General features: G+C 54.8%; 20 protein-coding genes. 7 read left to right on the top strand and 13 right to left on the bottom strand.

Annotated features, from left to right (window positions below):
- Positions 1–38: 38 nt before the first annotated feature.
- Positions 39–2,756, bottom strand: coding sequence for a two-component sensor histidine kinase BarA (gene barA, locus AB5Y99_RS09365; protein WP_368209533.1), 2,718 nt, complete (start codon positions 2,754–2,756; stop codon positions 39–41).
- A gap of 153 nt (positions 2,757–2,909) precedes the next feature.
- Between barA and rlmD the strand changes: the two genes are divergently transcribed.
- From rlmD to eno, 5 genes are all read left to right on the top strand, one after another.
- Entirely contained in the window at positions 2,910–4,232 is a 1,323-nt protein-coding gene (gene rlmD, locus AB5Y99_RS09360; RefSeq protein WP_368209531.1) for a 23S rRNA (uracil(1939)-C(5))-methyltransferase RlmD, read from the top strand.
- Positions 4,233–4,622: 390 nt separating this feature from the next.
- Complete coding sequence (gene relA / locus AB5Y99_RS09355) at positions 4,623–6,836, top strand: GTP diphosphokinase (RefSeq protein WP_005335588.1); 2,214 nt, start codon at positions 4,623–4,625, stop codon at positions 6,834–6,836.
- Between the two features lie 73 nt (positions 6,837–6,909).
- Entirely contained in the window at positions 6,910–7,707 is a 798-nt protein-coding gene (gene mazG, locus AB5Y99_RS09350) for a nucleoside triphosphate pyrophosphohydrolase (protein WP_236351245.1), read from the top strand.
- Between the two features lie 141 nt (positions 7,708–7,848).
- A complete protein-coding gene (pyrG, locus tag AB5Y99_RS09345; protein ID WP_005343329.1) occupies positions 7,849–9,486 on the top strand; it encodes a glutamine hydrolyzing CTP synthase in 1,638 nt (545 codons plus the stop codon).
- Positions 9,487–9,575: 89 nt separating this feature from the next.
- Complete coding sequence (eno, locus tag AB5Y99_RS09340) at positions 9,576–10,877, top strand: phosphopyruvate hydratase (RefSeq protein ID WP_005335583.1); 1,302 nt, start codon at positions 9,576–9,578, stop codon at positions 10,875–10,877.
- 123 nt (positions 10,878–11,000) lie between these two features.
- Here the strand turns inward: eno and AB5Y99_RS09335 are convergent, their stop codons facing one another.
- The 6 genes from AB5Y99_RS09335 to AB5Y99_RS09310 all read right to left on the bottom strand — a co-directional run bounded on the left by AB5Y99_RS09335 (position 11,001) and on the right by AB5Y99_RS09310 (position 14,361).
- Positions 11,001–11,486, bottom strand: a complete 486-nt coding sequence (locus AB5Y99_RS09335; protein WP_368209529.1) for a GNAT family N-acetyltransferase — start codon at positions 11,484–11,486, stop codon at positions 11,001–11,003.
- A 122-nt stretch (positions 11,487–11,608) separates the two neighbouring features.
- A complete protein-coding gene (locus tag AB5Y99_RS09330; protein WP_164536118.1) occupies positions 11,609–11,899 on the bottom strand; it encodes a putative quinol monooxygenase in 291 nt (96 codons plus the stop codon).
- Between the two features lie 43 nt (positions 11,900–11,942).
- Positions 11,943–12,305: a MerR family transcriptional regulator gene (locus tag AB5Y99_RS09325; protein ID WP_164536119.1), complete on the bottom strand. Its 363-nt coding sequence runs from the start codon at positions 12,303–12,305 to the stop codon at positions 11,943–11,945.
- Positions 12,306–12,390: 85 nt separating this feature from the next.
- On the bottom strand, positions 12,391–12,849 hold the full coding sequence (locus AB5Y99_RS09320; protein WP_227274285.1) for a hypothetical protein: 459 nt from the start codon (positions 12,847–12,849) through the stop codon (positions 12,391–12,393).
- 178 nt (positions 12,850–13,027) lie between these two features.
- Positions 13,028–13,861 (bottom strand): DUF2806 domain-containing protein, encoded by an 834-nt coding sequence (locus tag AB5Y99_RS09315; RefSeq protein WP_201907631.1) that lies wholly within the window; start codon positions 13,859–13,861, stop codon positions 13,028–13,030.
- Between the two features lie 131 nt (positions 13,862–13,992).
- On the bottom strand, positions 13,993–14,361 hold the full coding sequence (locus AB5Y99_RS09310; protein ID WP_164536121.1) for a hypothetical protein: 369 nt from the start codon (positions 14,359–14,361) through the stop codon (positions 13,993–13,995).
- 629 nt (positions 14,362–14,990) lie between these two features.
- Here AB5Y99_RS09310 and AB5Y99_RS09305 point away from each other — a divergent pair.
- Entirely contained in the window at positions 14,991–16,166 is a 1,176-nt protein-coding gene (locus tag AB5Y99_RS09305; RefSeq protein ID WP_368209526.1) for an aspartyl protease family protein, read from the top strand.
- Positions 16,167–16,206: 40 nt separating this feature from the next.
- Here the strand turns inward: AB5Y99_RS09305 and AB5Y99_RS09300 are convergent, their stop codons facing one another.
- Both AB5Y99_RS09300 and AB5Y99_RS09295 read right to left on the bottom strand, forming a co-directional pair.
- Positions 16,207–16,803: an MliC family protein gene (locus AB5Y99_RS09300; RefSeq protein ID WP_368209524.1), complete on the bottom strand. Its 597-nt coding sequence runs from the start codon at positions 16,801–16,803 to the stop codon at positions 16,207–16,209.
- A 186-nt stretch (positions 16,804–16,989) separates the two neighbouring features.
- Positions 16,990–17,355: a DUF2061 domain-containing protein gene (locus tag AB5Y99_RS09295; protein ID WP_164536124.1), complete on the bottom strand. Its 366-nt coding sequence runs from the start codon at positions 17,353–17,355 to the stop codon at positions 16,990–16,992.
- Between the two features lie 191 nt (positions 17,356–17,546).
- On the opposite strand from AB5Y99_RS09295, the gene AB5Y99_RS09290 reads away from it, so the two are divergent.
- A complete protein-coding gene (locus AB5Y99_RS09290) occupies positions 17,547–17,753 on the top strand; it encodes a hypothetical protein (protein WP_368209522.1) in 207 nt (68 codons plus the stop codon).
- 250 nt (positions 17,754–18,003) lie between these two features.
- Here AB5Y99_RS09290 and AB5Y99_RS09285 read toward each other — a convergent pair whose 3' ends face one another.
- The 4 genes from AB5Y99_RS09285 to AB5Y99_RS09270 form a co-directional block, all read right to left on the bottom strand.
- The gene (locus AB5Y99_RS09285; protein ID WP_368209520.1) at positions 18,004–19,692 is read right to left on the bottom strand and encodes an ATP-binding protein; all 1,689 of its coding nucleotides are present in this window, start codon (positions 19,690–19,692) and stop codon (positions 18,004–18,006) included.
- Positions 19,693–20,450: 758 nt separating this feature from the next.
- Positions 20,451–21,305 (bottom strand): 23S rRNA (adenine(2030)-N(6))-methyltransferase RlmJ, encoded by an 855-nt coding sequence (locus tag AB5Y99_RS09280; protein ID WP_206875820.1) that lies wholly within the window; start codon positions 21,303–21,305, stop codon positions 20,451–20,453.
- Complete coding sequence (locus tag AB5Y99_RS09275) at positions 21,299–21,760, bottom strand: DUF2390 domain-containing protein (RefSeq protein WP_005343337.1); 462 nt, start codon at positions 21,758–21,760, stop codon at positions 21,299–21,301. The genes AB5Y99_RS09280 and AB5Y99_RS09275 overlap by 7 nt, the downstream gene beginning before the upstream one ends.
- A complete protein-coding gene (locus tag AB5Y99_RS09270) occupies positions 21,753–23,663 on the bottom strand; it encodes an ABC transporter ATP-binding protein (RefSeq protein WP_368209518.1) in 1,911 nt (636 codons plus the stop codon). The genes AB5Y99_RS09275 and AB5Y99_RS09270 overlap by 8 nt, the downstream gene beginning before the upstream one ends.
- Between the last annotated feature and the right edge of the window lie 122 nt (positions 23,664–23,785).

The raw sequence follows: 23,785 nt of genomic DNA, 5'->3' as shown, positions 1-23,785 counted from the left end.
AGAAAAAGCGGGGGCCGATACAGTTCAGGTCAAGCTCATCAAGCTTTGCCGAGATAGCGGGGCGCCTCCTGGCGCACCAGTTCCAGCGCATCTTGCAGCTCCAGCAGCTCTGGTTCCAGCTCGCTCACCGGCACGCCGTCACGCAGCTGTTGCTCCAGCTGGGAGAGCAGCCGTTGCAGTCCCGGCACCCCGGAATAGGCACAGCCACCGTTGAGGCGATGGAGCTGGGCCAGCACCTCGCTATCTTCAATTTCGCCCGCCAGTGCGCTATCCAGCACCGGCTCGACCTCGTCAAAACTGGCCAGCAGCATGGTCAGCATCTCTCTGGCGAGATGCTCTTTTCCCGCCGCTTGCCGCACCGCCAGTGCCCAGTCGATCTGTTGGGCACCATTATTCTGGTGACGGCGATGGGCAAAGTCGGTGATGAGCTGGGCCAGCATGCTCTCGTCGATGGGCTTGGCCAGATAGTCGTCCATCCCCTGCCGAATCAGCCGCTCCCGTTCGCCGGGGATGGCGTGGGCGGTCACCGCCACGATCGGGGTGGTGGTGTTGAGGGACTGGTTGCGGATCGCCTGGGTGGCGCTGATGCCATCCATGATCGGCATCTGGATATCCATGAAGATGATGTCGAACGGCTGGCTCTGGGCCTGTTTGACCGCCTCCTTGCCGTTTTTGCACACCACCACCTGACTCACCATCTCCTTGAGCATGGCGGCGATCAGCTTGAGGTTGGCGGCGTTGTCATCCACCGCCAGCACCTTGATTGGCTGCAACTGGCGCGGCGCAGGTTGCGCAGGCAGCTTCTGGCGGCTCGATTCCGGCGAGAGCAGGGCGTGCAGCAGCTTGCGGTGGTTGACCGGTTTGGAGAGACAGTGCTGGGCGCCATGGGCCAGCATCGCGTCATAGAGCGCCGGCTCGTGGCTGCTGAGCAGCACTATGGTGTTCTGCTGCTGGCCGTTCAGTCTGTCGAGACGGCCGAGCACCTGCTGCGGCGTATGCAGGGGGCTGCTGCCGATGATCACCATCTCCTTCTCGCTCATCTCGGGCCAGGGATCATCGCTGGTCAGTGGGTGCACGTCGAGGTGCCACTCCGCCAGCAGGGCGAGCAGGGAGGCTTGCGCGAAGGGATCCGGCTCCAGCAGCCAGAGCCGTTTGCCACGGATCCGGTCCAGCGGCAGTTGATCGGTCTGGGGCAGGGGCGAGACCTCCACATCCAGACTGAAGGAGAAGATGGAGCCCTTGCCGAGCTCCGATTCGAAGCGGATCTGGCCGCCCATCTGCTGCACCAGCTTCTGGGTGATAACGAGGCCCAGGCCCGTGCCGCCATAACGGCGGGAGATGGAGGAGTCGGCCTGATTGAAGGCCTGGAACAGCTGATGTTGCTGCTCTTGGGAGATGCCGATGCCGGTATCGCGGATCTGGACATTGAGCCTCACCTTGTGGTTGCCACTGCCGGTCTGCTCGATATGGACATCCACGTTGCCTTGCTCGGTGAACTTGATGGCGTTGCCGGTGAGGTTGGTCAGCACCTGTTGCAGACGCATGGGGTCGCCGGTGAGGTAATCCGGCACATCGGCATCCACCCGCAGGGAGAGCTCCAGCTGCTTGTCGTGGGCGCTGGGGCCGAGCAGGTGCATGGTCTCGTTGAGGGTGTCGCGCAGGCTGAAGGGGATATGCTCCAGCTGCAGCTTGCCCGCTTCCAGCTTCGAGAAGTCGAGGATGTCGTTGATGATGCCAAGCAGGTTGCGCGCCGATTTCTCGATGGTCTGCATGTAGTCGGTCTGGCTCGGGGTCAGGCTGGTTTTCAGCAGCTGGCGGGTAAAACCGATGACCCCGTTGAGCGGGGTACGCAATTCGTGGGACATGTTGGCCAGAAACTCCGACTTGACCCGCGCCGCCTCCTGCGCCCGCTTCTTGGCCATGTCGAGCTCGACGTTCTGGATCTCGATCTGCTCCAGGGTTTCGCGCAGGTCAGAGGTGGCCTGATCGATATTCTGCTGCATCTCTTCGTGATATTCGGAGAGCGCCTTGGCCATGGCGTTGATGCCGTTTTTCAGCATATCCAGCTCGCCGGTGAGCTGGCCGCTGACCCGGGTATCGAGCCGCCCCTCCCTGATCTTGTGCACCGCCTGCACCATGTTGGTGATGGGCTGGGTCACGCTCTTGACCAAGCGGAAACCAAACAGGGTACTGAAGGCGACCCCGATGAGCACCATGATCACCGCAAAGAAGGTGTCGCGGTACTGCAGCAGCATGGCCCTATCGGTTGCCATCTGCATCGAGATGTAGCCGATCATCGGCGGCTCTACATCGCTGGGCAGCGGGAAGCCATCCAGACTGGTTTCAGCCTGGATCGGGGTGCGCAAAATGATGTCGTCCCCCTGAAACGTCACGCTGGTCAGATCCGGAATGGGCTCGCCATCGGGCAGCCTGAGCCGGGTGAAATCCCGGTGATAGTTCGAGGTGACGAACAGCTGGTTGTCCTGGGTGAAGACAGCGATGGACTTGATGAAGGGAGAGTTCTTGCGATGGGTCAGACCAATCAGCCGCTTGAGGGATTCTCGGCTGTGCTGGGTCATCCCGTATTCACTGGCGATCGCCAGCGGTTCGATGATGTTGATCCCCTGATCAATAAGGTTGTTTTCCAGCTGCTGGTAGCGGTGGAAGGTGAAGTAACCGGCCATCAGGCCACCGATGATCAGGGTCGGCAGGATGGTGAAGGCGAGAACGCGTGCTCTCAGGCCATATTTGGTCATACGAACAGGCCACCAGTGAACAGGGTTGGCGATAGGGTTGATGGCAATACACGGGCTCTGTGGCCGTATTTGGTCATACTATTATTCTTGTGGGACAATACCCGGCAGCAGATTCCACAATCATGACATAGCCACCTATAGGCACCAAGTTTTATGGCCCAGTTTTTCAAGCCCCAAAAGAAGTCCACCCAGCTCCAACGCATTGAATTTACGATAAACACCCTCGATCACCACTGCGTCGGTATCGGTCGCCATCAGGGCAAGGCGATCTTCGTCGAAGGGGCACTGCCCGGCGAGACCGTCAAGGCACGCATCACCGAAGAGAAAAAGCAGTATGGTCACGCCGCCTTGCAACAGGTGGTGACCCCGGCAGCCAACCGTATCACCCCCTTCTGCAGCCACTATCGCGAGTGCGGCGGTTGCAGTGCCCAGCACATGTCGGTTGCCGATCAGCAAGCCGCCAAGGCGGCCGGACTGGTCAGCCTGTTCGAGCGGTTGGGCAACATCAAGGCGCCGGCGCTGGAGCCGGTACTGACCGGTGAAGATCGTGCCTATCGCCGGGTCTGTCGTTTGGCCATCAAATTTGACAAGAACGGTCGCTGCACCCGGGTCGGTTTCCGCCGCCGCAACAGCAACGATCTGGTGGAGATCGACGGTTGCCCGGTACTGGCCGAGCCGCTCTCTGCGCTGATTGCCCCGCTGCGTGAGTGCCTCAATCGCCTCAAGAGCCAGCGCGAGCTGGGCCATGCGGAGCTTATCCAGGCCGAGCAGGGGATCATGATGCTGCTGCGCCACACCGGCCGCCCCAATGAGGCGGATCGCGCCCTGCTGGTGGAGTTTGCAAAAGCGCAGGGGATCGACCTCTATCTGCAGGCGGCCGATGATCGCATCGAAGCGCTGCAGCAACAATTTTCCCCATCCTACTCGCTGGATGGCCTGTCTCTTGCATTTGCCCCCGGTGATTTCATTCAGGTCAACGGTCCTATCAACCAGAGCATGGTGGAGCAGGCGCTGACATGGCTCGAGGCGAGCAAGGATGACAAGGTGCTCGATCTCTTCTGCGGCATCGGCAACTTCACTCTGCCGCTGGCCCGTCAGGCTCGCGAAGTGGTGGGTGTGGAAGGTGAACTGGCCATGGTGCAGCGGGCCGAAGAGAACGCCCGTCGCAACGGCATCACCAATGCCCGTTTCTACAAGGCCGACCTGAGCGATGACATCGTCGGCATGTCCTGGGCGCGGGAAGGGTTTGATCTGGTACTGCTGGATCCGGCTCGCCCCGGCGCGCTGGAAGTGATGGGGCACGTCGTGAAACTTTCACCCAAGCGGGTGGTCTACGTCTCCTGTAACCCGGTCACCCTGGCGCGGGACAGTCAGGTGCTGGTGAAAGGGGGTTATCGTCTGGTGCGCCTCGGCATGCTCGACATGTTCCCTCACACCGGTCATCTGGAGTCCATGGCGCTGTTTGAACGGGAGTAAATGACTCATCAGTACGGCGATGCCGGATAGGTCATCCGGCATGTTTGTTACTGTTTGAGCAGGTGTGTATATGAAGTCATCCTGCTCATCGGTACGGCGATGCGGATATGTAATCTGGCATGTCTGCGTCTGTTTGAGCTGGTGTGTATTTGAAGTAATCCTGCTCATCGGTACGGCGATGCGGATATGTAATCTGGCGTGTCTGCGGCTGTTTGAGCTGATGTGATTGGGGTAATCTAGACCCTCGTCGTTCGGCAGGGCCTGTTGGCGCGCTCTATTGTCTTTCTGGACAATATGCCTTGAAAAGTGCGCTGGATATCCCCATTTGAGGCAATCTCATGAGGGGAGAAAGTGACAGCTTTCGGCCCGATAATTTAAAGGATTGATACCATGGTTGCGGTTCGCGATATTCATTTGAAAGACAACTTCACCCTGGAAGAGTGGGTCAGCTCGCTCTCCTTGAGTGACAGTGAAAAGGATCAGCTGCGAACCGTCTACCAGTATTGTCTGACGCTCGGTGACGAGGCGCTGACCAGCAAGCTGCTGGTACGCGGCATCGAAATGGTGGGCATCCTGCAGATGCTCAGCATGGATATCGGCACCCTCAAAGCGGCCATCATCTACCCCTTCGTCGAAGCCGGTCTCATCAGCCAGGAGCGGATGGACGAGGACTTTGGCTCCAAGATCGCCAAGCTGGTGGAAGGGGTGTTGGAGATGGAGGCCATCCGCTCCCTGCAAACCCTCCATCGCAGCGAAACCTCGCCGGAGCAGGTCGACAACGTGCGTCGCATGTTGCTCGCCATGGTCGAGGATGTGCGTGCCGTGGTGATCAAGCTGGCGGAGCGGATCGCCTGCCTGCGGGAAGCGAAGACGGCAGATGAAGAGACCCGGGTGCTGATGGCCCAGGAGATCACCAACATCTATGCGCCGCTCGCCAACCGTCTGGGCATCGGCCAGCTCAAGTGGGAGCTGGAAGATCTCGCCTTCCGTTACCTGCACCCGGATACCTACAAGCAGATCGCCAAGCAGCTCGACGAGAAGCGGCTCGACCGCGAGCGCTACATCCGCGAGTTTGTGCAATCCCTGCGTAATGGCCTGAAAGAGGCGGGAGTTGACGCTGAGGTGTACGGTCGGCCGAAACATATCTACAGCATCTGGCGCAAGATGCAGAAGAAGCACCTCGAATTCAACGAGTTGTTCGACGTGCGCGCGGTGCGGGTAGTGACCAAGCGGCTGCAGGATTGCTATGCGGCGCTCGGTATCGTCCACACCCAGTTCCACCACATTCCCCGCGAGTTTGACGACTATGTCGCCAACCCCAAACCGAACGGCTATCAGTCGATCCACACCGTAGTGGTGGGGCCTGAGGGCAAGACCGTCGAGATCCAGATCCGTACCGATCAGATGCATCAGGATGCCGAACTCGGCGTCGCGGCGCACTGGCGCTACAAGGAAGGGGCACAGGCAGGCGGCAAGGCCAACACCTTCGAAGACAAGATCGAGTGGCTGCGCAAACTGCTCGCCTGGCAGGAGGATCTCTCCGAGAGCGGCTCCCTGCTGGAAGATCTGCGCAGTCAGGTGTTCGAGGACCGGGTCTACGTCTTCACCCCGAAAGGGGATGTCATCGACCTGCCGGCGGGCGCCACCCCGCTCGATTTTGCCTATCACGTCCACAGCATGATCGGTCACCGCTGCATCGGCGCCAAGATTGATGGTCGCATCGTGCCGTTTACCTACGCGCTGCAGACCGGCGATCAGGTGGAGGTGATCACCCAGAAAGAGCCGAACCCGAGCCGCGACTGGATGAACCCCAACGCCGGCTTCCTGCGCTCCAGCCGGGCGCGGGCCAAGGTGGCGACCTGGTTCAGAAAACTGGATCGGGACAAGAATATCGTGGCCGGTCGCGAGCTGTTCGAGAAGGAGCTGGATCGCCACAACCTCAGCATGTCCAAGATCGACAAGGGCAACATGCTGCGCCGCTTCAATCTGGAGAGCACCGACGATCTGCTGGCCGGTATCGGCAGCGGCGATATCCGCATCAACCAGGTGCTCAACTATCTCGACACCTGTTACAACAAGCCGACGGCGGAAGAGGAAGATCGCCGCCTGTTGGAGAAGCTGGAGCAGAAGGCCAATGCGCCGATGCGCCACAAGCCCAAAGACCACATCGTGGTGGAAGGGGTCGGCAACCTGATGACCCATATTGCCCGCTGCTGCCAGCCCATTCCGGGGGACTCCATTCAGGGCTTTATCACCATGGGCCGTGGCGTTTCGATCCACCGGGAAGATTGTGAGCAGCTCAAGGAGCTGTCACGGCGCAATCCGGAGCGGCTGATCGATGCGGTGTGGGGGGAGAACTACTCCGGTGGCTACGGCCTCACCATCCGGATCATCTCCAACGATCGCTCCGGCCTGCTGCGCGATATCACTACCGTGCTGGCCAACGAGAAGATCAATGTGATGGGGGTGCGTTCGCGCTCCAACGTGCGCGAGCAGACCGCCGAGATCGACATGGAGCTGGAGATTTACAACATCAACGCCTTCAACCGGGCGTTGGCCAAGCTCAGTCAGCTCAACGATGTGATCAGCGCCAAGCGGCTTTGATATCGAACCGACCGGCCCCAGTGGCCGGTCTGTATTTATGACCCTTTTTGAACGAATCGAAAGCGAATATCTCATGTCTCAACGTTACGATCTGCCTCAACTGCTCGACATCATGGCTCGTCTGCGTGATCCGCAAAACGGCTGCCCCTGGGATCTGAAACAGAACTTCCAGACCATAGTGCCGCACACCCTGGAAGAGGCCTACGAAGTGGCCGATGCCATCGAGACAGAGGATTGGCAGGGGCTGAAAGGGGAGTTGGGCGACCTGCTGTTTCAGGTGGTGTTTTACGCCCAGCTGGGTAAAGAGCGGGGCTTGTTCGACTTTGCCGATATCGTGGATACGGTGAGTGAAAAGCTCATTCGCCGTCATCCCCACGTTTTTTCCGATGCAGACCTTGGCGACGAGAAAGCGGTAAAAGCGAACTGGGAGGCGGAAAAGGCCAAAGAGCGGGCGGCCCTCGACAAAGAGAGCGTGCTGGACGATATCCCGCAGGCGCTGCCGGCCCTGACTCGCGCCGCCAAAATTCAGAAACGCTGCGCCACCGTCGGTTTTGACTGGAAGACGTTGGGGCCTGTGGTGGACAAGATCCACGAGGAGATCGACGAGGTGATGGAAGAGGCGCTGATGGCCGATGTGGACGAGGCGCGAGTGAGCGACGAGCTCGGCGACCTGCTGTTTGCCACCGTCAATCTGGTGCGTCATCTGGGCAAGGATCCGGAGCAGGTACTGCGAGGCGCCAACGCCAAGTTCGAACGTCGTTTTCGTCAGGTTGAGCAGATAATCGCCGCAGAAGGCTTGAAAATGACCGATTGCACCCTCGAAAAGCTCGATGCCGCCTGGGATAAGGCGAAGGAAACCGAGCAAAGTTGATTTGGCGCAAGATGGGGGGGCGGCGAGCCTGATAGATTTTTGCTCATTGTTTGGGAGAGGGGTTTTTGGTATACTGTTTCCCCGTCCTGCTTCATCCCCGAAGCACCCCTTAAAATTCCCTAAACTTCTTTCAGGTTCAGCATGACGACCAAATATATTTTTGTTACTGGTGGCGTTGTTTCATCCCTCGGCAAAGGCATTGCCGCAGCTTCTCTGGCAGCCATTCTGGAAGCCCGTGGTCTGGATGTGACCATCATGAAACTGGACCCGTACATCAACGTGGATCCGGGCACCATGAGCCCGACCCAGCATGGTGAAGTGTTCGTAACCGAGGACGGGGCCGAAACCGATCTGGATTTGGGCCACTACGAGCGTTTCATCCGCACCAAGATGACCCGTCGCAACAACTTTACCACCGGCCGTATCTACGCCGACGTACTGCGTAAAGAGCGTCGTGGTGACTATCTGGGCGCCACCATTCAGGTTATCCCGCACATCACCAACGCCATCAAGGAGCGGGTGATTGCCGGTGCCGAAGGCCATCAGGTTGCCATCGTCGAAGTGGGCGGTACCGTAGGTGATATCGAGTCCCTGCCGTTCCTCGAAGCCATTCGTCAGCTGGCTGCCGAAGTGGGCCGCAACAATGCCATGTTCATGCACCTGACGCTGGTTCCTTACCTGGCTGCTGCCGGTGAAGTGAAGACCAAGCCGACCCAGCACTCCGTTAAAGAGCTGCTCTCCATCGGTATCCAGCCGGATGTGCTGATCTGCCGCTCTGACCGTGCCATTCCGGCCAACGAGCGCGCCAAGATCGCCCTGTTCTGCAACGTGCCCGAGCGCGCCGTCATCTCCATGAAAGACGTCGACTCCATCTACAAGATCCCGGCACTGCTGAAATCCCAGAACCTGGACTCCTACTTCACCGAGCGTTTCGGTCTGGAGTGCAAAGAGGCTGACTTGTCCGAGTGGGAACAGGTTATCTACGAAGAGGCCAACCCGACTGGTGAAGTGACCATCGGTATGGTCGGCAAATACGTCTCCCTGCCGGACGCTTACAAGTCCGTCAACGAGGCGCTCAAGCACGGTGGTCTCAAGACCCGCCACTCCGTCAACATCAAGTACATCGACTCTCAGGATATCGAGACCCGTGGCGCCGAGCTGCTGGAAGGTCTGGACGCGATCCTGGTGCCGGGTGGCTTCGGTGAGCGCGGTGTGGAAGGCAAAATTCTGGCTGCCCAGTATGCCCGCGAGAACAAGATCCCCTACCTGGGTATCTGCCTCGGCATGCAGGTCGCCATGATAGAATTCGCTCGCAACGTAGCGGGCATGGAAGGGGCTCACTCCTCCGAATTCAAGAAAGATTGCGCGTACCCGGTCGTCGGCCTCATCACCGAGTGGGTTGATGAAGAGGGCAATATCGAGACCCGTACCGAGAAGTCTGATCTGGGCGGTACCATGCGTCTGGGTTCCCAGCTCTGCCACCTGGTCGAAGATTCCAAGGTGCGTCAGATGTACGGCAGCCCGACTATTTACGAGCGTCACCGTCACCGTTACGAAGTCAACAACAAGCTGCTGCCGCAGATTGAAGCGGCAGGTCTGAAAGTGACCGGTCTCTCCGCCGACAAGAAGTTGGTGGAAATCATCGAGATCCCGGATCACCCCTGGTTCGTGGCTGCGCAGTTCCACCCGGAGTTCACCTCTACTCCTCGTGATGGCCACGCTCTGTTCGCCGGTTTTGTGAAGGCGGCAGGCGAGTATCAGAAGCGTAATTTGAAGTAATTGAAAATAAATGCGGTTGGGGCACTGTGCCACAGCCGCTTTTTTTGGCATATTTTTGTTGTTTTTTTACGAAACCTGAGGAAATACACATGTCCAAGATCGTTAAAGTGATCGGTCGTGAAATCATCGACTCCCGTGGTAACCCGACCGTAGAGGCCGAAGTTCACCTGGAAGGTGGTTTTGTTGGTATGGCAGCCGCTCCGTCTGGCGCGTCCACCGGTTCCCGCGAAGCGCTGGAACTGCGTGACGGCGACAAGAGCCGTTTCCTGGGTAAAGGCGTGCTGAAAGCCATCGAAGCCGTAAACGGCCCGATCGCTCAAGCTCTGCTGGGTAAAGATGCCAAGGACCAGGCCACCGTTGACCAGATCATGATCGACCTCGACGGTACCGAGAACAAATCCAAGTTCGGCGCCAACGCCATCCTGGCTGTTTCCCTGGCTAACGCCAAAGCTGCCGCTGCTGCCAAAGGCATGCCGCTGTACGCCCACATCGCCGAGCTGAACGGCACCCCGGGTGTTTACTCCATGCCGCTGCCGATGATGAACATCATCAACGGTGGTGAGCACGCCGACAACAACGTCGACATCCAGGAGTTCATGATCCAGCCGGTTGGCGCCAAGACCCTGAAAGAAGCCGTTCGCATGGGCGCAGAAGTGTTCCACAACCTGGCCAAAGTGCTGAAGTCCAAGGGCTACAACACTGCAGTTGGTGACGAAGGTGGTTTCGCTCCGAACCTGAAATCCAACGCCGAAGCGCTGGAAGTTATCGCTGAAGCCGTTGCCGCTGCCGGTTACAAACTGGGCACCGACATCACCCTGGCTATGGACTGCGCTGCTTCCGAGTTCTACGACGCAGAGAAGAAAGAGTACAACCTGAAAGGCGAAGGTCGTGTCTTCACCTCCAACGGTTTCTCCGACTTCCTGGCTGACCTGACCACCAAGTTCCCGATCGTCTCCATCGAAGATGGCTTGGACGAATCTGACTGGGAAGGTTTCGCCTACCAGACTGCTGAACTGGGCAAGAAAATCCAGATCGTGGGTGACGACCTGTTCGTAACCAACACCAAGATCCTGAAGCGCGGTATCGACAACGGCATCGCCAACTCCATCCTGATCAAGTTCAACCAGATCGGTTCCCTGACCGAAACTCTGGCTGCCATCAAGATGGCCAAAGACGCTGGCTACACTGCCGTCATCTCCCACCGCTCCGGTGAGACCGAAGACGCGACCATCGCCGACCTGGCTGTTGGTACCGCTGCTGGCCAGATCAAGACCGGTTCCATGAGCCGTTCTGACCGTGTTGCCAAGTACAACCAGCTGATCCGTATCGAAGAAGCTCTGGGTGCCAAAGCTCCTTTCCGCGGTCTGAAAGAAGTTAAAAACCAGGCTTAATTTGCTGGTTTGCCAGCCTCGGCTGGAATGAAAAAAACCGGAACCCTTGGGTTCCGGTTTTTTTATGCCTGAGCCTTGCCACAACGCCCTGAGAGGCGAGGGGGTCATGCCTCTGGTTTCGGGTCAGACAAAGGGCAGCATGCGCTGATAGCGCCCTGCACGCGCTTTGAAACCCAGCTTTTCAAACAGGGCGATAGAGCGGACGTTATCTGCATCGATATCTGCGGTGAGGCAGGTGACTCCCAGTGTACTGGCGTGGGCGAACAGCAATCCCAGCGCTTCTGACATAAACCCTCTGCGCCAATAGGCCGCATTGAGCAGGCAACCTACCTCGCAGCTGTGGCCCGCCTCACTGAAACTGTGCAGGCCACAGGTGCCGATCACCTTGTTGCCCTCCCGCTCGACAATCGCCCACTCCAGCGACTCACCGGTTTGCTCCAGCCGCACCACGCTCGCCATCATCTGCGCCACCATGGCGGGAGAGGTAAAGCAGGGATCAGAGGCAAACTCCATGGTCAGTGGATTGCCATAAATCTCGAACAGATCGGCAGTATCGTGCGGGCCAATGGTGCGCAGTACAATCCTTGTACCGGTTAAGTCTGGCTTCATAAATCTCCTTGAGCGCATTCGCCAAACCGTGATTGGCAGTGATTGCAAATGGAGTCAGACACCGACTGGTGGCCGTCGGTGTCTGGTGATAATTAGACCTGAGCAAACAGGATATGAACGAGTTAAAGCACATCCGTCACAAAGTACTGCACCACCTCTGTCAAGTCATGCCTCAGATACTCTTGCGTGTGAGGTTGCTCAAAGTGATATTTGAAATCATCTTCGCTGTTAAACCTTTCCCACAGCAAGAAACGGCTCTTATCATCTACACATTGATGAAGTGTGAAAATAGAGCAACCAGGCTCTTTTAGAGTCTCTTCGCAAAGTTCTTTCAAATGTTGGCGAGCTTTATCGATATTTTCAGGAACTTTGACCTTTAGCTCGGCAGTAATGTAATAACCGGGATTAAACATAAATGACTCCTTTCAGTGGAATCTGTACGCTAATCCCTTGAGTTCACTCTAGGTCAAGCATTTTTTGTTCGTATGCATCTATTTTGTAAAGCACAATATTAAGTTCACCATTGAGTCTTGCTATCTCTTGTTCAAGGTTGGTTTTATGAGCGACAAGCAAAGACTTCCTTGCTGACAAGGTTGTAGAGCCGGCTTGGCGTAGCTTGGCAAATGACTTTATTTCCGCTAGCGGCATTCCGGTAGACTTTAAACGTTTAATCCAAGTTAGCCATTCAATATCTGTTTTATCGAAAATACGTTGGCCGGATTCATTTCTACGGATATTAAGTAATAGCCCTTCTTTCTCATAATATCGCAGTGTATGAATGGAAATATTTGTCATCTCTGCGACTTCAGAAATCTTCATGATATCTCCATGAAATTTTATGCAAGGTTAATCTATGGGATAATGAAAGCCTTGGGATAAACTAAAAAAATAAAAATGGAGCTGGTTATGCATTGTTTTTAAGTGCGCTGTTATTTTTTAGCCTAGCATCTATATTATTCGAGAAATCTGAAAAGCCATCCAAGTCAAAAGGGGCATAGATTTTCTTGCGACTGTTGGTGCGAATAACCAGGCAATTTACTATTAGTAACATTTCCATGCTCACGCCGACCATCTCTGCATATGGTATGGAGACTTTCCGAAAGAAGCGGTTTCTACCTACCACATCATCACTTCTTAATTCGACAGAAAACAATCTGGAGGCTTGGGCCATTGCGAACAATACAACGAAGCATGCTAGCAGGATTTTTAAATATTGGTAAAAGAGCCAATAGCCCAACTCCATGTCGAGTTGGGTTTTGTATGTACTGAGGACAACAAACCCGGCAAAAATCAATGTGATAAATATAAAGAACCGCTTACTCATGGAGAGTAATGGTTGTTGCCAATTTAATGAATATTTCATGGTTTATTCCAACTGGTTAAAAATAAAATTCACTTAATAAGCGAATGGCAGAGGATCCCCACCTCGTCAGGAACGTTTGCTATAGCGATAGTGGATTTTTCGGCCGGTTTATTCGCAATTATCCGAATACGCTTCGCTATTCTAATCTACTGGCAATATAACTCTCAATTATAAATATCTACTCTAACATTTTTACTTTACGAGCCATCAACTGCGATCTGCTTAACAAGATCTCGTAGTATTTTTCACATGGCTTAATGTCAATGAAGCGATAGAGCTCTCGTCCAGCTTTAGTTAGAAACTCAGTGCGATTTTCACGATGTCCATTCAACGTCATTGCAAACCTATAGCTACCATATTCGATTAGATAACGCTCATTCTTGGTAAAATGGAATTGTTGCTGAGGTTGTATCAAACCAAGGTCTTGAAGATGGCGAATATCAGACTCTCTTATTCCGCTGTTTTCGATATGTTTGTTAAGTGATGAGTATTTAAAACGCAATAACTCACCGTTAACATGAAAAAGAAACTGACAGTAACGATTAAATAAATTTATATCATTGTTGCTTAGAGATTGCAGGACAAGCAATGTAGCTCTACTGCACGCTTCTGGTTCCAAAACCTCACCCGCAAGTATTTTAGCCCAAAGATTTTGGACATTTTCTATAGAAACATCTTGGCATTTATCAAAATAGAACGACAACCAATCAGCATCTAATGCTACACCATCAGCAATATCATTATTATCAAGGTAGCTAATTGATTTGTCGACAATGCCTTCGATATTTTCTTGTCGACGCGTCTCTTGTGTTGAAATCCGTCGAGCAGCCCTAATAGCAAGTGCATCAGACTCTGCTTTAGCCATAATAACGAGTGAATCAGATTCAGCTATAGCTTTTCGGCGAATTCTTGTCGGCTCATATAAAACACCAATTGTGTTACTGATCGCATCAATCAACTTACATGCAGGTTCAGATAGAGCTTTTAAATCAATAAGACTTGTTTCTGTCATTATTACTACCACCAAGTATCGATTATCTAGTATTTATAATGCCATTGTTCAGCGGCGTCATTTTTTAGCTAAGTGGAGAAGAGTGTGTCCGGAGTAGGTCCTTCAAGGCCGGAACGAACTGAAATTTCTGGTTATGAGTTTTGCTGGCGGCTAAACAATTTGGCCCAAAAGCCTTTTTTCTCGTGCTTCATCGCATCTTCGATGAAATCTATGTTGGGTTTGCGTCTATCGGACTCTTCTATCAGATCCATCACCACATTGCCGGAGCTTGTATAGGTGGTGAGATGGTACTGGTCTGTTTCGTAGCACTTGCCGAATAGATCTTTGAAGATATCCTTCCAGACCGAGTAATACTTCATGCATTGCTTCTCAGTACCGAACATCACCCCGTAGTTTCCAACGACAAGCGCATGGGTTATCTGCTTACGCTTCCCATTTTCATCTTTCGCTTTGGCTATCTGCTCTGCATCCAGCGCCACTAATACGAGGTCATCTTTCATTGGAGATCCATAGATTCATAACAGTGATTAGATAGAAGGTGGTACTAACACATTAATACCACCTTCTATCTAACTCCACTCCTGCCCGATATGACACTCCACAAATTATATTTTAAATCAATTGGTTAAGTCCCTGCCTCTGAAGCTGGTCGTATTCGATGGACCTCTTCTTTTTACACAACAATTGCGACTGTATAGAAAATCAGTATGACGTTGGTCATGGCAAGCGTTGACATGGCTACCGCCCCTGAATTTCAGCCTCCAGTCTGCTGCGTTTCACCAACGGGATGGGGTTGGCATGGCTCATGGGAGACTCCGACGAGGCAAGTGTTGCCAAATGGCAATATTAACCATGGCGCTGTGGAGAGAAAGCTCAACATTGGGATTTTCTGTGCAAGATCAATAAATTAATCAAATGTCACCCGCGATTGATGACGCGCCGAGATAGCGTGAACAACCATTCTTGAACTATCTCCATAGAATATTCATGGTCATATCTGGCTTGAACCAGCATAAAACTCTTTGTTATTGTCCATATCCCCCGCTGAAGTAGCTTATTTATCTATAAATCAACAAGATAGCATTATGCGGTGGCGTCGCGGGGGCATCTGCTATCGGGAAGGAGAGTTATGAAGTCGCAGTTCAAAGTGGCGCTGGCCATGTTGGCCCTGTTCGTCGTCCAAGGCTGCACAGCCCCGGATTCATCCACCAAGCGCAATGCACCCGGCCCGGTGCTGACAGTGCATTACGAAAGTGCCCCCCTGATCCCCGTCACCATCGCCGGTGAGCAGTACCAGTTTTTGCTGGATACCGGGGCCAGTATCACCTTTATCGATCGTCGTCTGGCCAGCCGTTTCAAGGCGCTGACCTTAAGCGAATTGCCCAGGGCCTATCAGGCTGATTTTGCCAGTGTGAACAGCGTTTCGAGCCAACTGGGCAGCGAGCAGCTTGGCTTTGTTGAGCCGCAACCCTTCTCGGTGGGGTCGGTCACCATTGATGACAGCGATTTGTGGGCAACCGTTGATTTCGATCTTTTCTCCCAGTCTCTCGGCAGCCGTATCGATGGCATCCTCGGGATCGACACCATCCGCCGTTTCAACTGGGTGTTTGATCGCGACAGGCATCAGCTCACGGCTTCGCTGACGGCACCGTCGGCAGCCACCTTCGAGCGTTGCATCGGCTATGAAGACAGCTACAACCGCTCCCCGGCCGTGTATCTGACCCACGGCGAGAGCAGCGTGCGCATGTATCTGGATACCGGGGCCGATCAGAGCTATGCCGATCATGCCTTTATCGACTTTATGGCCAGCCAGAAGGCGATCTCTGGCGAAGATGCGATGCCACGCAAAGGGGTGGATGCCAGCGGTATGGTGGAGGGGCGTGAACATATCCTCACCGGCCTGCACTTTGATGAGCGCCAGCTCGGTGAGCTGCGGGTGTCGGAAAACAGCAATGAGCAGTATGGTCTTGGGCTGGATTTTGTTAACCGCTTCAATCGCTTTGCGATCATGCCCGGGCGGATGATGCTCTGCTACGACGCCGACAGCCTGGCGCGCAAAGTGCCGCCAATCCTGCGCAATATCGGGGTGCGTTTTGATGGCGAGCATTTGCAGGTCTACTACAGCGACGAACGGGATCTGGCCCCCTATGGTCTGGCCAACGGCGACATTCTGGAGCAGATCAACGGGGTGGCTTATCGTCCCCTCGATATCGACAAGGTGCGTGAACTGCTCAGCACCAGCAAGCCGGGGTCGCTCAAGTTGCGGATTGTGCGGGAAGGAAAACCGCTGGATATCGCTATCTAGTCAAGGTGGGGGGCGGCAAGACGAGCCGCCCCCATGAGCCTCAGCCCTTGGTCGGATTTTCCATGCAGGTGAGGGTTGGCTGGCCGTAACGCTCCAGCGTGGCGTCGTCCCCCTTGGTGAAGAAGGTGAGGTTTTGCCCTTCATAACGGGCGCCGCTGGCGCTGGGGGCTTCATAGGCGAGCACTTGTTGCTGCTTGTCGCCCTCGCTCAGGTTGATCACCGCGGCGGGCAGCTTGGCATCGTTATAGAAGTAGGTAGAGAGCATGACGTTCTTGCCGCACTTGTAGTTGACCGGTGCCGGCACCATCAGCTGGCCGCCGCTGATCTGCAGTTCGGTGATCCGCAGCAGGTAGTTATCCTCCACACACTGGCGCAGATCCTGCCCCTTCCAGCAGTCGTTACGCCCCTTGATCCAGCCGCGCTGCATGGTGCGCTCGGTCTTGAGCTGTTCGGGAGAGAGCGCGGCAATCGCCTTGGGGTAGAGGGCCGCCAGTTCGTTATCAAGGGCGGCCAGTCCGGCATCCTTGCAAATCAGGGTTTCGACCGATCCGGAGGCTTTGGTGCAGTCAAAGGAGGGGGTTGCGGCACTGGCCAGCAGAGGGGCAAACAGCAGGGTGGCAAGCAAGGTCTTGTTCATCGATAGATTCCAGCAATGAGGAGGGCATATCTGCCTACTACAGCACACTCTACAGGGCAATGCAGCAGGGGAGCTGAGCCCACTTGCACTGCTGAATGGCTGCCAAACGGAAAAACCCGACACTCCTGGCCGGAATGTCGGGTTTTTTGTTGCCGCGATAAAGGGGGAGGCGGGTTGCCCGGTTGATCAGGCCAGCGCCAGTTGCTGACTGCGGGCGCGCCACAGCCGCTCGTGGAAGAAGAATACCACGGTATTGATGGCCGGTTCGATCATCGCCATCACACCGCCGGTGAGCAGCTCGCCGCTCAGCAGGAAGGCCACCCCGAAGGCCACCGAAAAGTGGACCACCGCGAAGCTGCTGGTCTTGGCCTGCAGGCTGTGCTTTGGCTTGAGCTTGTGCCAGCCAAGGTCATGAAAGTAGAAGGCGACCGTGTTGACGGTGGGCTCGATCAGGGCGATCAGGCTGGCGGTCAGCAGCTCACCGGTCAGCAGGTAGGCCACGGTAAAGGCGACACCGAAGTGCAGGATGGCAAAGCTGATGGTCTTTTTCATGATGGCGGCTCCCTTGGTTGATGGTGAGAGTATCCGCCGAAATGAGATTAAATGAAAACTATTCTCATCTATTGCCAGAATAGAGAGAACCTATCAACGGGCGAGTGGCCGGTGCGGTTCAGCGGTTGCCAATCGCAACCAAGGCGATAAAGTACAGGTTCTTCACACTTGCCCATGAAAAAGGATCTTTCATGAATATCAATGCCACCCTGCTTGGCCAGTTCATTGCGTTGCTAATGGTCATCGTCGGCGTCATCGCCTGGCGACTGGCGCGCAGCAAGAGCGAGCATCCGGCGCTGATCACCCTTATCTGCTCCCTGCTCTGTCTGTTTCCGCCCTTTGGCCTGCTGGCCCTGTTGCTGGTTGCGCTGAAACAGGATCTGCCCGCCCGCTCATAGGGCGCGCTGCGGTTGACGCACAGGTTCAGGCTGCCGCGCACACCGGCCGCACCAATAGAAAAAGCCCCGTGATGGGGCTTTTGCTTTTGAACCCGGTGAGCGCCGTAGGGGCGGGGGATTAATCCTCGGCCTTGTTGAGTTGTGTTCGTGGAACACCCATCTTTTGGATTCGGGCTATGCTACGCTTTGCTCAAAAAGGTGGGTGTCCCAGATTTGCTGCAACGAAAATCTGTCGCTGTGCTTGGCCTTGTTAAATTACGGCATTTGACGCTCTCGGTCTAAATTCAATATTCAGTTTTTCTTTAAGGTAATATTTTAAGCAAAAAACCTCAATTTTGTGGGCTTTTTTCGGATTGTCTAAGAAATACCGTGTGTAGTCATTTTCGTCTTCTGGTGCAACAATTTGCATTTTTCGTTCTTCATTATTGATATCACTAAGAACGTCATCATGCTTGATGTCTGTATCCCAGCAAACAACGCTATGCAAATTTTCAAATGAATGATTGAATCCTTTGCTAAGCGTTCGCTTGAATTCTACATAAAATAATTTGGCACTCGCGATAGGCGTAGTGTTGTCTCCTTTTGCGATTACGTCTATACCGTCATGAGTATCATAATCAATAACAACAAAGGGGAATAGTTTCTTCTCTAACTGAGACAACATTATAAAGATAGAGAAAACCCCACTTTCGCGCTCCGGCTCTACCAACTGAATTCCCTTATACTCTGCGACGTTCGCTCGATTAATTTTCTTTATTCGCCACTCAAAATTCTTCTTTTCTTTCTCGGTCGTCTGATAGGATGATGCTTCTTCTTCTAACCATTCCATTGCCGTCCATTCATCACTTTTAATAACATCGTCATAAATCTTTTTAACTTCGTCTTTAATATCCTGGAGAACTTCACTCGGGGTGTTGTCTACAGAGCCTCTATTTGCAGTCAAACGCATTTCTTGGCAATTAATAAAGGCATGAAATTTTGTATACTCAGAACCTTTGTGCGTAATCCACTCATTTTTTCTTTGAATTGGCATGTAATCTTTACAGAGCCACAACCCATACCGCTCCTGTATAGTGTAAGCTCCTTCAGGGGCGCTATATCCTCTGCGTCGCAACATATCGTTGTATCTATATTTTGCGTACTTTCCTTCTATGCAGAAAATTGCTTGGTAGCTTATTTCTGGATAATTTTTCAAAAAGCCTTGTCTAATTATTTTTTTAGAGTAGAAGTCGGGTGCTTGCGTGAGGTGTTCTTCGAATAGCTTGTTAATGTCCTTGCTATCATCAGGAAAGCGATGGCCCTGATCAATTTCTTCAAAGTCTTGGCGCCCTAGTCCTTTTAGAAAAAGCGCTGCTTTTTTATATGAATCAGAGAACTGGTTTTCAATAGTGCCGTGTTTAGTAAACCAATTTATATAGTCTTTCAATATTGAATGAGTAAATCTATCTCTTCGGTTATTGTTGTAACCAAAAACTACTATTTCTGTACCTTTTTCAATATCGTCAACACTCTCTACTTCTACACTTGGAATCTGGCGGTCAAAAAGTTTCTTAAATGGCTCATCCATTACAGCTAGAAAGCCAGTTTCTCCGCAAGATGTTCTCACTTCGATTCTATTACTATTGAAGTAAACTTTGGTTCCATGACCTTTTTCGCCGATACTGCCGCTGTCTCCACGGCGCGTTGAATTACCAAGATCAAAAAAGTTTTGAAGCTGCTCTCGCGTCATTCCAGAGCCATCATCCTTAATAACTATTTTTAATATCGACTCACCGTACTTCTTTACCACTTCAAAAGAAACGTGAATTGTACTTGCGCCAGCGTCATAAGAATTGCTAATTGCCTCGCGGACTAAATCAAGAGGATTAGAGAAGTCGTTCGCTATCTCGATGAACTCTTGGGTTTCATCTACTTTTGGTGTAATTATAAAGGAGCTCATTTATTCCTCTGAGTCTGATTAACGTGAATAGTAATTTAACAGTGATTAGATGGAAGGCGGCATTAATCCGTTAGCAGAGCATTCCATATAACTCCGTAACATTTTCATTGCCGCCAAGTAAAAACAATCATTAAATCATAATGTTACTCATTTGCTTCTTATGCTGAGCGTATTTGCTTGACTTCCTCTTTTTGCGCCACCGTTCATACTGTGTGAAAAAACAGTGCTCAGCGCACTCTTGGCAAGCGCCGCCAAAGCACGCCTGCGTGAGCGGGTCAGAAATCAGCATAAGGCTGTCACCATGTTGACTGGGTAGTCGTGGGCAACGTTCGCTTATCCATTCCATCCGGCATGGCTACCGCCCCTGAATTACAGCCTCCAGTCTGCTGCGTTTAACCAACGGGATGGGGTTGGCATGGCTCATGGGGTGACTCCTACGAGGCTTTGTTGCCAATCGGGTATATTAGCGGCGGGTAGGCGGAGGGAAAGGACCAGATGGCCGATTTCTGATCTGGATCGGCTAATTAGTCAATAACGACTGATCTGGTGTGCAGATGGGGCGGGTGCTGCCATTGGTGAGGAAAATGGTGAGGAAAACAGTTAGTGAAGAAAAGAGTTAGTGGGTAAAGCGGTAGCGGGTAATAAACAAGAAGCCCCTGAACGAGGCTTCTCTTTGCTGGCCATGCCGCCAGTGTGAACGGCTTGGGTGAGCGACTTGCTGGCGCCTTGACCGGGCACCAGAGCGTGCCGGAACCGGCCTACTCTGCGACCTTGTTGAGCCACTCGACCTTGTATTGGGCGCCGGCACCCTGTGCCAGCTTGGCACACAGCGGTTTGAGGAAGGCTTCAATCTGCTCGTCTAGCATCCAGGGCGGACTGATGATCAGCATGCCTGAGCCGTTCATGCCCCAGTCGGCAGTCTGACCGGCCACTTCCAGCTCGGCCACCAGCACGTTGCCGAAGTTTTCCCGCTTGATGGCGCGCAGCATGTCGCGGGATTTGTCCGCCTCCTGCCCGAGGATCGGATACCAGAGGGCGTAGATGCCGGTCGCCCAGCGTTTCTGCGCCTTTTTCAGGGTGTCGACCACGGCGAAGTAATCTTCTTTGAGCTCATAGGGCGGGTCGATCAGCACCAGCCCGCGGCGCGGAGTGGGCGGCAGCAGGGCGATCAGCCCCTCGAAGCCGTCGCGGTGGTGTACGGCCACGCGGGGGTCATAGCCCATGTTGGCGCGCAGATCGTCCACTTCGTTGTTGTGCAGCTCCATCAGCGCCAGCTTGTCCTGCTCGCGGGTGAGGCGGCGGGAGAGCTCCGGCGAGCCGGGGTAGTAGTGCAACTGGCCATCGCTGTTCATCTCTTCGATGACGCCGAGATAGGGGGCCATGGCAGACCATTGGGCCCGCTCGTCCCACAGGCGGCCGATGCCGTCGGCATACTCGGCCTTCTTCTGGGACCAGTCGCCGCGCAGGTCATAGAGACCGCCACCAGCATGGGTGTCCAGCACGATGAAGGGTTTCTCCTTCTTCTTGAGGGACTCGATGATCAGGGCCTGAACGGCGTGTTTCAGTACGTCGGCATGGTTGCCGGCGTGAAAGGCGTGGCGGTAGCTCAGCATATTAGATCTCTGAGGGGGCCCTGCTGGGCACCCAGTAACGATAGATAGTTCAACAAATTGCGGCTGTTGCCGCGAAACAGGGAGAGGCTGCGCAGGGTCTGCAACAGGACGCCCTGTTGCAGCCGCTCCAGCTCCAGTTCGTGGGCCAGCATCGACTGATACTGCTGTTCGTCGAGTCGCGTCTTGGCGCTCTGGCGCAGGGCGCGCCACGGGGTCAGCACCGCTTCGGTCTGCACCAGCGCCGGTTGCAGGTCGGTGAGATCGACCACGATGCCGAGTTGATCGAGCCGGTGCAGCAGCAGCGCCAGATTGACGTTGCCCCCCTGCTCCTGCACGGTGAGCCAATCCTGGCTGCGCTCACCATAGACCTTGCCGCTCCAGTGCCAGAAGCCGATCGGCGTCGGCAATTCGTGGACCGCGACCCGCTCGCTGGCCATCAGCTGTTCGTCACGCAAAGAAGGCTTGCTCCATGGTTTCCAGCTCTTCGGAGAGGCTCATCCACTCAAGCTCTACCTCTTCCAGCTGCTCCTTGAGGGGGCCCTGGGATTTGAGCAGCTCGGAGAGCTTGGTTTTAGCGCTCTCTTCGTAGATGGCGGGGTCGGCCAGCTGGCTCTCGATGTCGCCAAGCTTGCCTTGCAGCTTCTCCATGCTCGCTTCGAGCTTTTCCAGCTTTTGACGCAGGGGACGGGTCGTTTGCCGGAACTCCGCCTCGCGCCGCTTCTGATCCTTGCGTGCCACCGCCGAGTTGGCAGAGACGGGACCATCGGCCGGTTTGGCGTTGGCCTCTTTCTCCTGCTCGCCGAGCCACTTGTGGTAGTCGTCCAGATCGCCGTCGAACGGCTCGACCCGGCCACCGTGCACCAGATAGAAGTCATCTGTGGTGGTGCGCAGCAGGTGACGGTCGTGGGAGACCACAACCATGGCCCCTTCGAAGCCTTGCAGCGCCATGGTGAGGGCGTGGCGCATCTCCAGATCAAGGTGGTTGGTCGGTTCATCCAGCAGCAGCAGGTTGGGCTTTTGCCAGGTGATCAGCGCCAGCACCAGCCGCGCTTTTTCGCCACCGGAGAAGGGGGCTACCTTGTCGAGTGCCTTGTCACCGTGAAAACCGAAGCTGCCCAGATAGTTGCGCAGCTCCTGCTCGGTCTTGTCCGGCGCGAGGCGGGCCAGATGATCGAGCGGGGAGTCGTCGAGACGCAGGGTCTCCAGCTGATGCTGGGCGAAGTAGCCGATGCTCACCCCGGCGCTCACTTCGAGCTTGCCGGAGAGCGGCGGGTTGGAGCCCGACAGCATCTTGATAAAGGTGGACTTACCGGCGCCGTTGCGACCGAGCAGACCGATGCGCGAACCCGGTACCAGATTGAGTTTGATCTTCTCCAGGATCACCTTGTCACCGTAACCGGCAGAGAGGTTTTCCATGGCGATGAGCGGGGTCGGCAGGGCCGACGGCTCGCGAAACTCGAAGCTGAACTCGGAGTCGGCGTGGGCGGGCAGGATCTTCTCCATCCGCTCCATCGCTTTCAGGCGGCTCTGTGCCTGGCGGGCCTTGGAGGCCTTGTAGCGGAAGCGATCCACATACGCCTGCATGTGGGACATCTCCCGCTGCTGCTTCTCGTACATGGACTGCTGCTGGGCCAGATGTTCGGCGCGCTGCAGTTCGAAGTCGGAGTAGCCGCCGGTGTATTCGTTGAGCTTGCCGTTCTCGATATGGATGATGCGGCTGATGACCGAATCGAGGAAATCGCGGTCGTGAGAGATCAGCACCAGCGTGCCCTGATAGCCCTTGAGCCACTTCTCCAGCCAGATCACCGCATCGAGATCCAGGTGGTTGGTCGGTTCATCGAGCAGCAGCAGATCGGAGCGGCAGAGCAGCGCCTGGGCGAGGTTGAGGCGCATGCGCCAGCCACCGGAGAAACTGCGTACCGGCGAGCTCAACTGCTCGTCGCTGAAACCGAGGCCGTGCAGCAGCTCGGCGGCGCGGGCGCGAATGCTGTAGGCGCCGATGGTATCGAGGCGACCGTGCAGTTCGGCCACCAGCAGACCATTGTCATCCTGCTCGGCCTGCACCAGCTGGGCTTCCAGCGAGCGGAACTCCTTGTCGCCGTCGATCACATACTCGAGCGCGGAGCAGTCGAGCGCCGGGGTCTCCTGCGCGACGCCTGCGATCTGCCAGCCTGTGGGCAGGCTGAAGGTGCCGCTGTCGATGGCCAGCTCGCCCCGTACCAGTGCAAAAAAGGTGGACTTGCCACAGCCGTTTTTGCCCACCAGACCCACTTTGTGGCCGGGATGAATGGTGGCGGAGGCGTTGTCCAGCAGCTTGCGGCCGCCGCGGATCAGTTCGATTTGACTGGCAACTATCATGGGTGGGATCTGCTTGCTCAAAATGGAGGAGAAAAACTGGCGCGGATCTTACGTGAAATGACGCTGATTTGCACTGTAGCGAAGGGCTGGCCACTGGCTGGCGCTGCAAAAACATGCCATAA

It is taken from the genome of Aeromonas sp. R4-2 (assembly GCF_040908295.1).
Classification (GTDB): domain Bacteria; phylum Pseudomonadota; class Gammaproteobacteria; order Enterobacterales; family Aeromonadaceae; genus Aeromonas; species Aeromonas veronii.
Note: the sequence above shows the minus strand (reverse complement) of the source record. Positions and strands in the feature narration are given on the sequence as shown.